15 protein-coding genes are annotated in these 13,590 nt (G+C 68.4%); 7 read left to right on the top strand and 8 right to left on the bottom strand.

The window, feature by feature from the left end:
• Positions 1–66 precede the first annotated feature (66 nt).
• Complete coding sequence (locus tag OHB24_RS40200; RefSeq protein WP_327636219.1) at positions 67–1,149, top strand: M20/M25/M40 family metallo-hydrolase; 1,083 nt, start codon at positions 67–69, stop codon at positions 1,147–1,149.
• On the opposite strand, the gene ggt is transcribed toward OHB24_RS40200, so the two are convergent.
• The 4 genes from ggt to miaA all read right to left on the bottom strand — a co-directional run bounded on the left by ggt (position 1,141) and on the right by miaA (position 5,231).
• Positions 1,141–2,940 carry a gamma-glutamyltransferase gene (gene ggt, locus OHB24_RS40205; RefSeq protein ID WP_327636220.1) on the bottom strand — a complete coding sequence of 600 codons (1,800 nt, stop codon included), beginning with the start codon at positions 2,938–2,940 and terminating at the stop codon, positions 1,141–1,143. The genes OHB24_RS40200 and ggt overlap by 9 nt on opposite strands.
• An 82-nt stretch (positions 2,941–3,022) precedes the next feature.
• Positions 3,023–3,709: a hypothetical protein gene (locus OHB24_RS40210; protein ID WP_327636221.1), complete on the bottom strand. Its 687-nt coding sequence runs from the start codon at positions 3,707–3,709 to the stop codon at positions 3,023–3,025.
• Between the two features lie 42 nt (positions 3,710–3,751).
• The gene (locus tag OHB24_RS40215) at positions 3,752–4,255 is read right to left on the bottom strand and encodes a SigE family RNA polymerase sigma factor (protein WP_327636222.1); all 504 of its coding nucleotides are present in this window, start codon (positions 4,253–4,255) and stop codon (positions 3,752–3,754) included.
• Positions 4,242–5,231, bottom strand: a complete 990-nt coding sequence (miaA, locus tag OHB24_RS40220; protein WP_327636223.1) for a tRNA (adenosine(37)-N6)-dimethylallyltransferase MiaA — start codon at positions 5,229–5,231, stop codon at positions 4,242–4,244. The genes OHB24_RS40215 and miaA overlap by 14 nt, the downstream gene beginning before the upstream one ends.
• 123 nt (positions 5,232–5,354) lie before the next feature.
• On the opposite strand from miaA, the gene OHB24_RS40225 reads away from it, so the two are divergent.
• The 5 genes from OHB24_RS40225 to OHB24_RS40245 all read left to right on the top strand — a co-directional run bounded on the left by OHB24_RS40225 (position 5,355) and on the right by OHB24_RS40245 (position 9,259).
• Positions 5,355–5,621, top strand: a complete 267-nt coding sequence (locus tag OHB24_RS40225) for a hypothetical protein (protein WP_327636224.1) — start codon at positions 5,355–5,357, stop codon at positions 5,619–5,621.
• 122 nt (positions 5,622–5,743) lie between these two features.
• Positions 5,744–5,986 (top strand): antitoxin, encoded by a 243-nt coding sequence (locus tag OHB24_RS40230; RefSeq protein WP_130387714.1) that lies wholly within the window; start codon positions 5,744–5,746, stop codon positions 5,984–5,986.
• A 204-nt stretch (positions 5,987–6,190) separates the two neighbouring features.
• A complete protein-coding gene (locus OHB24_RS40235; RefSeq protein ID WP_327636225.1) occupies positions 6,191–6,712 on the top strand; it encodes a pyridoxamine 5'-phosphate oxidase family protein in 522 nt (173 codons plus the stop codon).
• Between the two features lie 218 nt (positions 6,713–6,930).
• On the top strand, positions 6,931–7,386 hold the full coding sequence (locus tag OHB24_RS40240) for an NUDIX hydrolase (protein WP_327636226.1): 456 nt from the start codon (positions 6,931–6,933) through the stop codon (positions 7,384–7,386).
• A gap of 64 nt (positions 7,387–7,450) precedes the next feature.
• Positions 7,451–9,259: a LamG-like jellyroll fold domain-containing protein gene (locus OHB24_RS40245; RefSeq protein WP_327636227.1), complete on the top strand. Its 1,809-nt coding sequence runs from the start codon at positions 7,451–7,453 to the stop codon at positions 9,257–9,259.
• Here OHB24_RS40245 and OHB24_RS40250 read toward each other — a convergent pair.
• Together OHB24_RS40250 and miaB are read right to left on the bottom strand one after the other, a co-directional pair.
• A complete protein-coding gene (locus OHB24_RS40250; protein WP_327636228.1) occupies positions 9,256–9,918 on the bottom strand; it encodes a phosphotransferase in 663 nt (220 codons plus the stop codon). The two genes, OHB24_RS40245 and OHB24_RS40250, sit on opposite strands and share 4 nt — an antisense overlap.
• Positions 9,915–11,387 (bottom strand): tRNA (N6-isopentenyl adenosine(37)-C2)-methylthiotransferase MiaB, encoded by a 1,473-nt coding sequence (gene miaB, locus OHB24_RS40255; RefSeq protein ID WP_327636229.1) that lies wholly within the window; start codon positions 11,385–11,387, stop codon positions 9,915–9,917. The genes OHB24_RS40250 and miaB overlap by 4 nt, the downstream gene beginning before the upstream one ends.
• 101 nt (positions 11,388–11,488) lie before the next feature.
• Between miaB and OHB24_RS40260 the strand changes: the two genes are divergently transcribed.
• Positions 11,489–13,018 (top strand): amidohydrolase family protein, encoded by a 1,530-nt coding sequence (locus OHB24_RS40260; protein WP_327636230.1) that lies wholly within the window; start codon positions 11,489–11,491, stop codon positions 13,016–13,018.
• Here the strand turns inward: OHB24_RS40260 and OHB24_RS40265 are convergent.
• Positions 13,009–13,380: an ArsR/SmtB family transcription factor gene (locus OHB24_RS40265; protein ID WP_327636231.1), complete on the bottom strand. Its 372-nt coding sequence runs from the start codon at positions 13,378–13,380 to the stop codon at positions 13,009–13,011. The two genes, OHB24_RS40260 and OHB24_RS40265, sit on opposite strands and share 10 nt — an antisense overlap.
• Positions 13,377–13,580, bottom strand: coding sequence for an iron dependent repressor, metal binding and dimerization domain protein (locus tag OHB24_RS40270; protein ID WP_327636232.1), 204 nt, complete (start codon positions 13,578–13,580; stop codon positions 13,377–13,379). Before OHB24_RS40270 ends, OHB24_RS40265 begins: the two co-directional genes overlap by 4 nt.
• Positions 13,581–13,590 lie beyond the last annotated feature (10 nt).

Below are 13,590 nucleotides of genomic sequence, written 5' to 3' on the forward strand. Positions count from 1 at the left end.
TTGATCCTATCCCCGCGCAGTCGTTGCTGGTCAATCGCTGATCGGATGATGATACGTTGACTATCTATGATGATCGAGCGACTCAGGGAATACGTCGGCGTGGAGACGCCGACCGGCGACGCGGCCGCGCTGAACGCGTTCGCCGACCGGCTCAGGACGCGGTACGCCGAGCTCGGCGCGACCGTCCGCCGGGTGCCGACGCCGACCGGCGACCATCTGGTGGCCGACTTCCCCGGGCGCGCCGGCGAGGCTCCACTGCTCTTCCTCGCGCATCACGACACCGTCTGGCCGATCGGGCAACTGGACGGCGCGATGCCGTGGCGTGAGCAGGACGGCGTGATCCACGGGCCTGGCGTCTTCGACATGAAGGGCGGCCTCGTCGTCTTCGAGACCGCCCTGGAGCAGGTCGCCGGCCGCGATCACCGACCGCTCCGGGTCGTCGTGGTCGCCGACGAGGAGGTCGGTTCCCCGTCCGCGCGTTCACTGGTGACGGCCGAGGCGAAGGGTGTGTACGCCGCGTTCGGGTTCGAGCCGCCGCATCCGAACGGCGACCTGAAGACGTCGCGCTGGGGCAGCACCAGGGTCCGTATCGAGGTCACCGGACGCGAGGCGCATGCCGCTCTCGATCCGGCGAGCGGCGTGTCCGCGATCGACGAGCTCGTCGACCAGTTGATCGCCGTACGGCGGATCGTCGCCGACTACGACGAGGTGCTGTGCAACGTCGGCACGATCACGGGTGGCGGACGGACCAACGTCGTACCGGGGTCGGCGGCGGCCGACATCGGCTTCCGCTTCGTCGATCCGGAAACCGAAGAGGCTGTACTGCAGGCCGTCAAAGAATTGCAGCCGGTACGAGACGCCCAGCTGACAGTGCGCGTGATGTCGAACCGGCCGGCGTGGCAGCCGTCGGCATCAACTGATGAGTTGCTGGCGAAGGTGACTGCTGCCGGCCTGTCCGTCGGTCAGAAGGTCGGCGGTGCGGCCGCGGCCGGCGCGGCCGACACCAATCTGACCGGATGGTTGGGGATCCCAACGCTGGACGGCCTGGGCCCGATCGGAAAGGGCGCCCACGCCGTCCACGAGCAGGTGATCGCGGCGACCCTGGCCGAACGAGCCGACCTGGTCGCCGCGATCATTGTTTCACTTTAGGGGCCAGGCCGTTCCAGCTGCTCCCCCGCCGCGTCGGCTCGGTTCCGCCGCCGCGAGGATCGCGCCACCTGGGAGGAATTCGAGCGCCGCGACCGCACCGATCTCAGCGGCCGAGCTCCCTGGTGCACCCGGAACCGTGAAGGTGTGTCCTAAGGCTGAAAGGTCGGGCCCGTTCTGATCGATGAAGGCCGCTTCCGCCGTCACAGCTGCGGTGTTGCGCTGCGACGCCCGCGGCGCCGCGATCGCCTCCGGCAGCGTCATACGTCGATCGAGCCGGTTCGTCAGGGTCTGCAGGACGGTCGTGATGATCGTCGAGCCACCCGGAGAACCGAGCGCGAGGAACGGCTTGCCGCCACGCAGCACGATCGTCGGCGACATCGACGATCGCGGCCGCTTCCCTGCCTCGATCCGGTTCGGGTCCGTCGGGTTCGGTACGGCGGAGAAGTCCGTCAGCTCGTTGTTCAACAGGAAGCCACGTCCCGGCACGGTGATGCCGCTGCCGCCGGTCTGCTCGATCGTCAACGTGTACGAGACCACGTTGCCCCACTTGTCGGCCGCGACCATGTGCGTCGTCGAACGACCTTCGGTGTCAGGGTGCTGCTCGACCGCACTGCTCTCGGCACACCGCGAGTACCGGCCGTCAGGTGAGCCCGGCGGCACCGGCTTGGCCGCCGCGTGCTGCGGGTCGATCAGGCAGGAGCGCTCGGCCCCGAAGCCACGCGACAGCAGTTCCTTCTGCGGTACGTCGACGTATGCCGGGTCGCCGACGTACGCGCCGCGGTCCGCGAAGGCCAGAGCAGACGCCTCGAGGTACGTGTGCAGCGCCTGTGTTGTCGACTGCTGCCGAAGGTGCTGCGGTTGCAGGATGTTCAAGGCCTCGCCGACGGTGGTGCCACCCGAGGACGACGGCGGCATGCCGTAGACGTCCAGACCGTCGTACCTGACCTTGGTCGGCTTGCGGTCGATCACCTTGTACGACGCGAGATCGCCGGTCTCCAGGTAGCCGGGGAAGAACGGCAGCGTCGCGCCCGGTGTCTTCGGCGGGTTCTTGGCGACGGCGGCCATCTCACCGGCCAGTGCCCCGCGGTAGAACGCCGACGAGCCCTGCTGACCGATCAGCTTGTAGGTGGCGGCGAGCTCGGGGTTCTTGAACAGCGAACCGACCTGCGGCGCGTCGCCGTTCGGGAGGAACAGCTTCGCGGTCGGCACGACCTGCGCGAACCGGTCCTTGTTCTCCAACGTCTGCAGACGGAACGTCGGGTCCACCACGAACCCGCGGTCGGCCAGCTCCGCGGCCGGCTTCAGCGCCTTGCCGAGAGACAGCGAACCCCACTGTTTCAGGGCCTTGTCCCAGGTCGCGAGCGTTCCCGGGACGCCGATCGACACCCCCGACGTCACGAGCTGCGCGAACGGGTACGCCGCACCGGTCGAGTCCACGAACGCGTTGGACGGCATCGTCGCGGGCGCGGTCTCGCGGCCGTCCAGCGTGAACACCTTGCGGGACCTGGCGTTGTAGTACACGAAGTACCCGCCGCCGCCGATTCCGGCCGAGTACGGCTCGGTGACGCCGAGTGCGGCGGCCGTGGCGACTGCGGCGTCGACGGCGTTACCACCACGACGGAGTACGTCGAGGCCGATGTTCGTCGCGTCGGGGTCGACCGAGGACACCGCGCCGCCGTACCCGATCGCGGTCGGCTGCCGCGTCGGGGCTTGTGCTTCTGCGGTGGCTATCGGGGTGAAGGCAGTGAGGACGAGAGTTCCTGCGGACAGAGATGCGACCAGCTTTTTCACGAATTCCCCCACACGGGCTCGGCGGGACAGGGACAAGCCCCTGCCTATCTCACCTGGAGGTTGCGCGCTAGTCGCAGCGCGTCTAGTTCACCGTGCAGGAGGCCAGGAACCGACGCAGTACGTCGTCCGGCCACTCGACGGTGCCGGTCGGGAGCTCGACCAGCAACCACTGGTCGGACAGCTTCACCTGACCGCTCAGGCGACCCTCGAGGGTGCCGATGTGGAAGGTCTTGCCGCTCGCGTCGATGACGCGCACCTTCGACAGGGTCCGGGCCTGCGGCGCAGCCTGCAGCACCACCTTGGCGGCACTGTCCGCGGTCCGCATCTCCGGCTGGGACAGCACGACGCGGGTGGCCGTCATCGGGGTCTCCGGACTCCAGCCCTTCGGCGCCAGCGTGCAGTTGAACGTGCTCCACGCCTCCTTGTTGGCCACCAACTCGACCACGGACGCGCCGAACATCGACATCGTCTGACTACTCGACGGTGCGGCCCGCGGCGCCGTCGAGGGACTCGCGGACGCGGCCGCCGTCTCCTGCGCGGGAGGGCCGCCGGCCACCTCGCTGCCGTTCCCCCACCACTTCAGGTTGCCGATCGCGAGCACGAGCGCCGACGCGGCGGCAACGCACAGCACCCCGGTGACCCGGCGCCGGCGCTTGATCCTGCGCAGCGCGAGGCGTCCACGCGTGACGTCTGCGTCGATGTCCTCGTCCGGCAGCCCTTCGGCGGCACGGTCCGCGAACTCCTCCAACAACCTCTTGACCTCGTCCACCTGTTCTATATCCTCCCCACCCCGCCGCCCCGGTCGGTCATCTCAGCTACTCCCCGTCTCTTCCGTCATCAGTTCCTTGAGGCGCTTCAGCGCCTTCGCTGTCTGGCTCTTCACAGTGCCCTCGGTGCACTCCAGGATCCGCGCACAGCTGGCGACATCGAGATCCTGGAAGTACCGCAGTACCAGGACCGCCCGCTGCCGCGGCGCGAGATCCAGCAACGCGTCCCGGATGGCGAGCGTGTCCGCCTGGTCCGGTACGTCGGTCAACCGCGGCTCGACCGCGTCCGCGGTCACCACCTCCGGATGGCGGCCGGCCCGACGGCGTTCGTCGAGGAAGGCGTTGACCAGGATGCGGTGCGCGTACGGTCCGGCACCTTCGTGCTTGATCCGGTGCCAGTGCACGTACACCCGGGTGCAGGCGGTCTGGACCAGATCTTCGGCGGTGTACACATCCCCCGCGGTGAGCAGCAACGCCGTACGCATCAGCCGCGTGCGGTCCGCGAGCAGGTACTCACGGAACTCTGCCTCACGGTCACCCCCTCGCATCGACGGGCCCTGCAGTGGTGTCCGGGCCGCTGTTCACCTCGACTACGCCGGGGGCGCCTTCGCGGTTGCCTTGGGCTATCACTTGAAGTGCCTTCTCCACCAGATCGGGGGCGTCGTACGGGAGCCATGTGATGCGTTGGTCCTTACGGAACCATGAGTCCTGCCGGCGCGCGAACCTGCGCGTGGCCTGGGCGGTCCGCTCCCGGGCCTGCGCTTCGTCGATCTCACCGTTCAGCAACGCGATCACCTGCGAATACCCGAGTGCGCGGTTGGCAGTCCTCCCTTCAATCAAACCCTTGTTCAGCAATCCGCGCACCTCGGCGACGAATCCGGCGTCGAACATCCGGTCCACGCGGCGGTCGATCCGCTCGTCGAGCACCGGCCGCGGTACGTCGAGACCGAGCTGGATCGCGCCCGGATAGACGTAGCGGTGCTCCGGCAGCGTCGCGACGTACGGGCCGCCGGTGATCTCGATGACCTCGAGCGCGCGGACGATCCGCCGGCCGTTGCTCGGGAGGATCTGTTCGGCCGCCTTCGGGTCCCGAGCGGCCAGCTCCTGATGGAGTGCTCCGGAGCCCTTCGCCTCGAGCTCTTGTTCCAGCCGCGCCCGGACCTCCGGGTCGGTGCCGGGGAAGACGAAGTCGTCCAGGATCGCGCGCACGTAGAGTGCCGAGCCGCCGGCCAGCACCGGCACCTCGGCCCGGTCGACGCAGTCGTCGATCGCCTGCCGGGCGAGCTCCTGGAACTCGGCCACTGTCGCGGTCTCGGTGACGTCGAGGATGTCCAGCAGATGGTGCGGTACGCCGGCGCGCTCCGTCGTACTGATCTTCGCCGTACCGATATCCATGCCGCGGTACACCTGCATGGCGTCCGCGTTCACCACTTCGCCGCCCAGATGTTTGGACAGGGCGACGGCAAGGTCGGACTTCCCGGCCGCGGTGGGGCCGACAACCGCGACGACGAGTGCAGCAGGCATCGCTCCAGTCTGGCAGCTCCCCGCTCAAGACTTGGCCAAGAGGTCTGTACCAGCCTTGTGGATGACCCGGGAGGAGCGATAGGAACTCTGGAGTTCGAGACATTTCCTACGGGAGGAACCCAAGTGACGAATCCGTTCGATGAAGAGGCTGACGCGGCCAAGGATGCGACCAAGGACGCGCTCGGTCTGGGGGACGACGCCGACGCCGTATCCGCTGCCAAGCGCAGCGGTGGTGACGTCGAGTTCAGCGCCGGCGACGTGGATCCCGGCGGCGACTCCGGCGGCGACGTCGAGTCCGGCGGCGATGTGGAGTCGGGCGGGGACGTCGAGTCCGGTGGCGACGTCGAATCCGGCGGCGGCAGCTCGGACAGCGGCGGCGACGTAGAGTAAGTGCCGTCGGCACCGTTTTGGGTACGGCGCTCGCGGAGATCCCACAGTTCAGGCGTTGCAGGTGCGAAGATCACCGCTAGCTGTCTGTAAGCACTTAACTACGCAGGAATGGGAGCCCCGAGATGGGCATCTTCGACAAGTTCAAGGGCAAGGCCGAGGACCTGAAGGACAAGGCCTCCGACCTCGTCGACGGCCACGGCGACAAGGTCGGTGAAGGCCTGGACAAGGCCGGCGACTTCGTCGACGAGAAGACGGGCGGCAAGTACGGCGACAAGATCGACGGAGGCGTCGACAAGGCCAAGGACGGGTTGGACAACCTGGACGGCCAGAACGACGACATCCCCGACGGACCCAAGCCCGCCTGAAGTACCCCGAAGGGCCGCAAGCACCCGCTTGCGGCCCTTCGCCATGCCCGACCCACGCCCGTCGGCGCGGTGGTCGGATGACTCGGGATAGGCGCCGGGGACTGGGAACTAGCAATTGCTTGTTCCCAGTCGCCATGGCCTATCCCCAGTTCGCTGGCACGGAGCGCAAGTGAACGCCGGTCTCGTGGCGTGCGAGGATCTGCCATGGCGCTGACGAATCCGTGGTTGTCCGGTCCGGCTCCGACGACGAAGCTTCCGCACGACCGGCTGTCCGAACGGATCCTGAACCTGCTGTCGAGCCAGAACATGTGCGTACTGGCGACTGCGGGTCCGAACGGGCCGTTGGCGACGCCGGTTCGGTACTACCACCTGGATTTCGAGCTGATGTTCACGGCCTCGGCACGCTCACCGAAGATGCGGAACCTGGCCGCGGATCCACGGATCTCGGTCGGGATCTTCGCGCCACTGGTCGGCCAGGCGAGCAGCCGCGGCGCCCAACTCTTCGGTCGAGCACAGATCCTGACCCCTGACAGCGACGAGTTCGCCAACTATTGGGAAGCGTTCCGTTGGCAGTCGGACCACGTCGAACGCGGAAACTCCCTCGCCGAACCTCCCCTCGGCCCGCTGGTAGTCATCACCCCCAACCGAATCGTCTACACAGAACACTGGCTCCGCCGCGACGGCTACGCCCCAAGACAGTCCTGGCGCCCGATGTCGCCCGACTAGAGCCACTGCCCTCCACTACAGCACCCCGCCGAACACACCTGCACTTCACGACAACCCGCGCGCCGGCGAAGCCGGCCACAAGACAGCCGCCGCGCAGCGGTGTCCTTTTCACCCATCACCACAGTTGGCCGCCGCGTGCACCTGGCGGAGTCGGCCGGCGAGACAGCTGCCGCGGAGCGGTGTCTGGTGGTGTCGGTGGGGGTGTTTAGGGTGTTTGTATGGATCGGTTTCGGGTGGTGCCGGCGGCTTATGTGATTGTTCGGCGGGGGGACGAGGTGTTGTTGTTGCTGCGGGCCAACACCGGCTATATGGATGGGCATTGGGCGGTTCCGGCTGGGCATGTGGAGCGCGGGGAGTCGGTGGTTGCGGCGGCGGTGCGGGAGCTCAAGGAGGAGGTCGGGCTCGACGTGGACGCGGCGGATCTCGTGCCGGTGACGGCGATGCACCGGACGGGTGGGAACGGCGATCCGATCGACGAGCGGGTCGACTTCTTCTTCATGGTGTCGAAGTGGACCGGCGAACCACGCCTGATGGAGCCGGAGAAGGCAGCCGCCCTCGACTGGTATCCGCTGGACAAGCTGCCCGAGCCGCTGGTCCCGCACGAGGCGCGGGTGCTCGGAGCGGTGGCCGACGGTGATGCGCTTCCTGCGGTGATCGCCCAGGGTTTCGCCTGAGTTCACCACCGCGCCCCTACCCTGAGGTTCGCTGCGGTGTCAGCGAACATGGGAGTGTGGGGCGATGGACAAGCGGTACGACGGAACGAGCCGACGGCGGCTGTTGCAGGCAGGGGTGCTCGGGGCCGGTGTGGTGGCAACGCCCGGTGTGCTGAGTGCCGCGACCGCGTCAGCGAGCAGCCGCACCACCAGGATCGACACCGAGCATCCGCGGTTCACGCTGGCGGTCGTCCCGGACACGCAGTACCAGTTCGACCAGGACCGGGGCGATGCCGCGCCGCTCACCGCGACGTTCAAGTACCTGATCGACCAGCGCAGCGACGAGAACATCGTCTTCATCGCGCATCTCGGCGACGTGGTGGAGAACGCGCTGGCGAGCGAGTTCGCGCAGGCCGACCCGGTGTTCAAGATCCTCGACCGCGCCCGGTTCCCGTACTCGGTGCTGGCCGGCAACCTCGACATCGACGGTTCGAAGGACGACACCCGCGGCCCGTCGCCGTACCTGGACACGTTCAGCCCGCGACGGTTCCGTTGGATGCCGACGTACGGCGGATCGACGGCGAACGGCTACAACTCGTACCACGTGTTCCGCGCGGCCGGCCGGCAGTGGTTGCTGCTGGCAATGGACTGGCGCCCGTCGGACGCGAGCTTCGCGTGGGCGCGCGGTGTGATCAAGGCGCACCCGAAGCTGCCGGTCGTCCTCACCACGCACGAGCTGGTGAACGCCGACCACGGCAACCCGGTCGCGTACTTCAGCGACCACGGCAACCGGGTCTGGGACCAGCTCGTCGACGGCAACGACCAGATCTTCCTGACGCTCAACGGCCACTACTGGCCGCCCGGCCGCGTCACCCGGAAGAACGCCGCGGGCAACGACGTGCACCTGCACATCACCAACTACCAGGACCGGTACTACGGCGGCTCCGGAATGGTCCGGCTGTACCACTTCGACCTGGCCCGCAACACGATCGACGTCGAGACGATCGCGCCTTGGATCATGGAGCAGGACCCGGCCCGGCGCAACGAGCTCGCCGAGGCGGAGATCGAGCTCAGCGACGACATCAACCGGTTCAGCATTCCGATCGACTTCGGCGAGCGGTTCGCCGGGTTCGCCCCGGAGCCGGTCCGTCCGGCGCGTCCGGCGAGGCAGCTCGTCATTCCGGGTACGGCGGCGTACTGGCGCTTCGACGGGCCGGTCGCGGACAAGGTCGTCGACCAGTCGGGGCAGGGCAACGACCTGACGCGCGTGCAGCTGAGCAACAACCTGCCGACAGCGTCGGCGGAGTACCACCCGGACCAGCCGGGGCACGCGAGCTGGCTGTTCCCGGGCGGGAAGAACCCGGCGCGCGGCGGCTACCTGAAGACGGCGGACGGCGCAGCGCTGAACGCGATGACGTTCGCGAACGGCTACACGATCGAGGCGTTCGTGAAGCTGGCCGACGACGGGCAGGACCACTCGTGGGAGGGTCTGTTCACCCGGCTGGGGACGGGACGCGACGCGGGCAAGACCGGCAGCGACCCGGACGAGCCGGCCGCGAAGCTCGGGTTCTCGGGCGGGCTGCAAGTGCAGTGGGCGATGTACCCGGTGGATCGCGACGAGACGTTCACCAACTGGGGTCACGAGCAGCGCGCCGGCGAGTGGTTCCACCTGGCGATCGTGAACGACGGCCGGCACAGCGTCGTGTACGTCGACTCGTCGGAGCTGCTCCGCAACCCGGCGACCCCGTCGAACGGTCTCGCGACGGCCGGCAAGCCGTGGCTGGTCGGCGCGGGTCACTACGCCAACGACGTCGACCAGGGTTTCGCCGGCCACATCGGCGAACTCCGCATCGTCACCCGCGCCTTGAAGCCTTCGCAGTTCCTGAACGCTTAGAAGTGGGAGCGGATCAGGGCTTCCTGGGCGGGGAGGAGCGCGAGTTCGGCGGGCGTCAGGGTCCGGTTGTTGCCGCGGCGCTCTAGTGCGTCGGGAAGCCCTGGTGTGGGGTCGATCGAGTTCGCCAGGTACGTCGCGAGTGCGTCGCGCAGCAGGCCGGTGAGGTTCTCGTACGCGGGGTCGAGGGCGACCTGGGCGAAGATGATCGCGGTCATCGCGACGTCGAACTCGGCGGTACCCTCCTCCGCGTTCCGCCAGTCGATGACGACCGGGCCGTCGGCGGTGGCCATCACGTTCAGCGGATGCAGGTCACCGTGGACGACGACGCGACCCGGCGTACCGCTCGGGGCCGGGATCGCCTGCAGCCGGCGGTGCAGGTCGGCGTGGATCAGGCCGATCTCGGTCGCGCTGAGATCGCCCGCGATCGCGGCGTCGCCGAGCGTCGGCCCGTCCAGTCGTTGCAGGACCATGTCCGCACCCTCGACGTCGCGCACCGCGGGCACCGGATAGCCGTGCCGCGCTACGTGCCGCATGAACTCGGCCTCGTCGCGCACCGGATGGCCGTTGCGGTACCGCCGCAGCACCCACTCGTCGTCGATCGAGTAGATGTCCGCGTCCCGCCCGAACGCGATCGGTTCCGCGTCCCCCGGCAGGTTCATCCGACCTGGCAGCCGCCGGTTGACGGCTCGAGAGGCTTGGCGCCGAGGGTTGGCATTCCGAGCATCACGCCGGGGGCGGCAGCGGGGACGTCCAGCGTGCGTTGCCACGCGTCGCCGGCGCGCGTGCGGCGTACGGCGCCGAACACGTCCGCGACCAGGTGATGCGGAGCGGCGTACGTGACCTCGACCGTTGCCAGGTCACCCGGTCGCGGCGTCTCGACACCCTCCGGTACGGCGAAGTGGACGAGCCGGTTGTCCGCGGCGCGACCGCTGAGCCGATGGGTGGCGGCGTCCTTCCGCCCCTCCCCCTCGGCCACGAGCACCTCGACGGACCGGCCGACGACCAGCTTGTTCTCCGCCCACGCCATGTCGTCCTGCAGTGCGACCAGTCGCTCGTACCGATCCTGGACGACGTCGCGCGGGACCTGGTTGTCCATCGACTCGGCCGGCGTCCCGGGACGCTTCGAGTACTGGAAGGTGAACGCGCCCGCGAACCGCGCCTGCCGGACCACGTCGAGCGTGCCCTGGAAGTCCTCCTCGGTCTCCCCCGGGAACCCGACGATGATGTCGGTGGTGATCGCCGCATCGGGCATCGCCGCCCGCACGTCCTCGATGATCTTCAGATACCGGTCTCGGCGGTACGACCGACGCATCGCCTTCAGAACAGCGTCCGAACCCGACTGCAGCGGCATGTGCAGCGAGTGCATCACGTTCGGTGTCTCGGCCATCGCCTCGATCACGTCGGCGGTGAAGTCCCGCGGGTGCGGCGAGGTGAAGCGGACCCGCTCCAGCCCGTCGATCTCCCCGCAGGCGCGGAGCAGCTTCGAGAACGCGTACCGGTCGCCGAACTCCACGCCGTACGAGTTCACGTTCTGGCCGAGCAGCGTCACCTCGAGCACGCCCTCGCCGACCAGCGCCTCGACCTCGGCGAGGATCTCGCCCGGCCGGCGGTCCTTCTCGCGGCCGCGCAGCGCCGGCACGATGCAGAACGTGCAGGTGTTGTTGCAGCCCACGCTCACCGACACCCAGGCGGAGTACGGCGATTCGCGCCGGGTCGGGAGCGTCGACGGGAACACGTCGAGCGACTCGAGGATCTCGACCTGCGACTCCTGCTCGATCCGGGACCGCTCCAGCAGCACCGGCAGCGCGCCGATGTTGTGGGTCCCGAAGACGACGTCGACCCACGGCGCCTTCTTCGTGATGGACGCCTTGTCCTTCTGCGCCAGGCAGCCGCCGACGGCGATCTGCATGCCGGGTTTACGCGCCTTCACCGGCGCCAGGTGGCCGAGGTTGCCGTACAACTTGTTGTCGGCGTTCTCCCGGACCGCGCACGTGTTGAAGACGACCACATCGGCCTCGTCGCCCTCGGGCGCGCGGACATAGCCCGCGTCCTCCAGCAGCCCGCGCAGGCGCTCGGAGTCGTGAACATTCATCTGGCACCCGTAGGTGCGGACCTCATAAGTACGCATGACAGCCACCTAGAGTACGTGCCGCGGTAGACATTTCCCTACCTGGGACCGGCGACCTGCAGCCCCTGTGCCGACGCTCCGGCTCGACAACAGTGGAGGGCATGAACAGTTCTCGCCGTCAGTTCCTCGCCCGTACCGCCGCCGGAGCCGCCGTGCTCGCCGGTGGGACCTTCACCTCGACGTCGCTGTCCGTGGCCTCGGGGAAACCGACCAGGATCACCGCACTCACCGACGTCACCGTGATCGACGTCGCGACCGGTCGCCGGGATCGGCACCAGACCGTGCTGATCAGCGGTGACCGGATCATCGGCGTCGGCCGGATCCCGGTGCCCCGCGGTGCCGTGGAGATCAACCTCTCCGGGAAGTACGTCATCCCCGGCCTCGCCGACATGCACGTCCACAGCCTCGGCGACGAGCGTGTGTCGCCACCTCTCTATCTGGCCAACGGCCTGACCACCGTCCGCGAGATGGCCGGGACCAACCCGCTGCTGTACGACTGGCGCGACCGGATCGAGGCAGGCACGCTGCTCGGTCCGCGGATGATCGTGGGCAGCCAGATCATCGACGGCGACCCGACGCTCTGGGACCCGAACCTGCTCCGCGTCCTGGTCGTGTCCGACGAGTCGGCCGCGCGCGCCGCCGTACGTCAGGTCAAGGCCGAAGGCGCTGACTTCGTCAAGGTGTACTCACGGCTCAGCCGGCAGTCGTACGCCGCCATCCTCGACGAAGCGCGCAAACTCGGCCTGACGGTCCACGGCCACGGTCCGGACGAGCTCACCGCGAAGGAGGTCAGCTACGCCGGCCAACGCAGCATCGAGCACATCCACTCCCTCGGCCTATCGGTGTCCACGCGGGAGGCCGAGGTACGCCGGATGGTGCGCGCGATCACGGTGAAGACCGGCGACTACAACGGCTGGTTCCGGCAGATGCACCCGATCGAGTGGATCGCCGCCAACACCTACAGCCCGGCGCGCGCCGCCGATGTCTTCGGCACTCTCCGCCGCAACAACACCCGGGTCACGCCGACGCTGACGATGCACAACGTCCTCGACCAGCCCGACTACACCAAGCTCGACCCCGCCTTGGCCAAGTACCTGAGCGAGGAAGAGATTGGCGTCTACGACTACGCCGTCCAAACCCTCTACACCCCCAACCGCACCGCTGAAGAGATCTCGCATCAGCGGCAGATGTGGGCCTGGCGCAAACGTTTCGTCGGCGAGCTCGTCGCGCACGACGTACCGATCCTGGCCGGGACGGACACGGGTACGCCGTACTCCGTGCCGGGATTCGCCTTGCACGACGAGCTCGCGCACCTCGTCGACGCCGGGGCCACGCCGCGTCAGGCCCTGTACGCCGCGACCGTGGAGCCAGCCAAGTTCCTCGGATCAGAGACGGGTGCGGTGCAACCGCGGAAGATCGCGGACCTCGTCGTACTGGACGCGGACCCACTCACCGACATCCGCAACAGCCGGAAGATCCACACGGTGGTCACCCGCGGACGAGTCATCTCCCCCGCGCAACGCCACCAGATGCTCGCCGACGTCGAGGCAGCGGTGAAGGAGCCGCCGACGGCGGGAGCGATCGCCGCGGGTGGGTGCTGCGGCACAGGCCGGCCTCAGCGTCACAACTGACGAACCGCGCGTGACGCCATCAGAGCGCTGCTGGCGGATGCCGGGCGGGGCGGGTCCGGCGCGAGGGAGCCGTCAGGGGCGACATGCTGGAAGATCTGCTCGACCAGGGCGACCACGTGCGGGTCGTTGACGGTGTAGAGCTGGCGGCGGCCGTCGCGGTGGGCTGTGACCAGGCCGGCGAGACGGAGCTTGGCCAGGTGCTGGCTCGCCGTCGGCACGCTGACGCCCACTCGGGCGGCCAGCGTGCCGACGTCGTACTCGCCACAACTCGCCAACGCGACCAGGTGCAGTCGGACCGGCGCCAGCAACAGGCCGAACGTCCTGGCCGCGGTGGCGAGCTGTGGCGAGGTCGGCTCGATCATGCGTCCACGCGCTCCCTGGGCGGTATCGGTACCCCGTACGGGTCCCGGGCCGGATACCCGAGCGCGGCCTCGATCAGATCCTCGAGGCGATCACTCAGGCCTTGCGCGAGTACGACGGCTTCGTCGTGCACCTCGTCGAGGGGTACGCCGAGGACTCGGTGCAGGAAGGTCTCCAGCAGTTGGTGCCGTCGTTCGTCCATGGCGCGCTCC

This window comes from Kribbella sp. NBC_00482 (genome assembly GCF_036013725.1).
Classification (GTDB): Bacteria; Actinomycetota; Actinomycetes; order Propionibacteriales; family Kribbellaceae; genus Kribbella.

What these genes read in the sequence shown, in the direction of transcription:
- OHB24_RS40200 (WP_327636219.1), top strand. Translation starts at nt 67, where the DNA reads ATGATGATCGAGCGACTCAGGGAATACGTCGGCGTGGAGACGCCGACC.
- OHB24_RS40215 (WP_327636222.1), bottom strand. Translation starts at nt 4,255, where the DNA reads ATGCGAGGGGGTGACCGTGAGGCAGAGTTCCGTGAGTACCTGCTCGCG.
- miaA (WP_327636223.1), bottom strand. Translation starts at nt 5,231, where the DNA reads ATGCCTGCTGCACTCGTCGTCGCGGTTGTCGGCCCCACCGCGGCCGGG.
- OHB24_RS40230 (WP_130387714.1), top strand. Translation starts at nt 5,744, where the DNA reads ATGGGCATCTTCGACAAGTTCAAGGGCAAGGCCGAGGACCTGAAGGAC.
- OHB24_RS40235 (WP_327636225.1), top strand. Translation starts at nt 6,191, where the DNA reads ATGGCGCTGACGAATCCGTGGTTGTCCGGTCCGGCTCCGACGACGAAG.
- OHB24_RS40240 (WP_327636226.1), top strand. Translation starts at nt 6,931, where the DNA reads ATGGATCGGTTTCGGGTGGTGCCGGCGGCTTATGTGATTGTTCGGCGG.
- OHB24_RS40245 (WP_327636227.1), top strand. Translation starts at nt 7,451, where the DNA reads ATGGACAAGCGGTACGACGGAACGAGCCGACGGCGGCTGTTGCAGGCA.
- OHB24_RS40250 (WP_327636228.1), bottom strand. Translation starts at nt 9,918, where the DNA reads ATGAACCTGCCGGGGGACGCGGAACCGATCGCGTTCGGGCGGGACGCG.
- miaB (WP_327636229.1), bottom strand. Translation starts at nt 11,387, where the DNA reads ATGCGTACTTATGAGGTCCGCACCTACGGGTGCCAGATGAATGTTCAC.
- OHB24_RS40260 (WP_327636230.1), top strand. Translation starts at nt 11,489, where the DNA reads ATGAACAGTTCTCGCCGTCAGTTCCTCGCCCGTACCGCCGCCGGAGCC.
- OHB24_RS40265 (WP_327636231.1), bottom strand. Translation starts at nt 13,380, where the DNA reads ATGATCGAGCCGACCTCGCCACAGCTCGCCACCGCGGCCAGGACGTTC.
- OHB24_RS40270 (WP_327636232.1), bottom strand. Translation starts at nt 13,580, where the DNA reads ATGGACGAACGACGGCACCAACTGCTGGAGACCTTCCTGCACCGAGTC.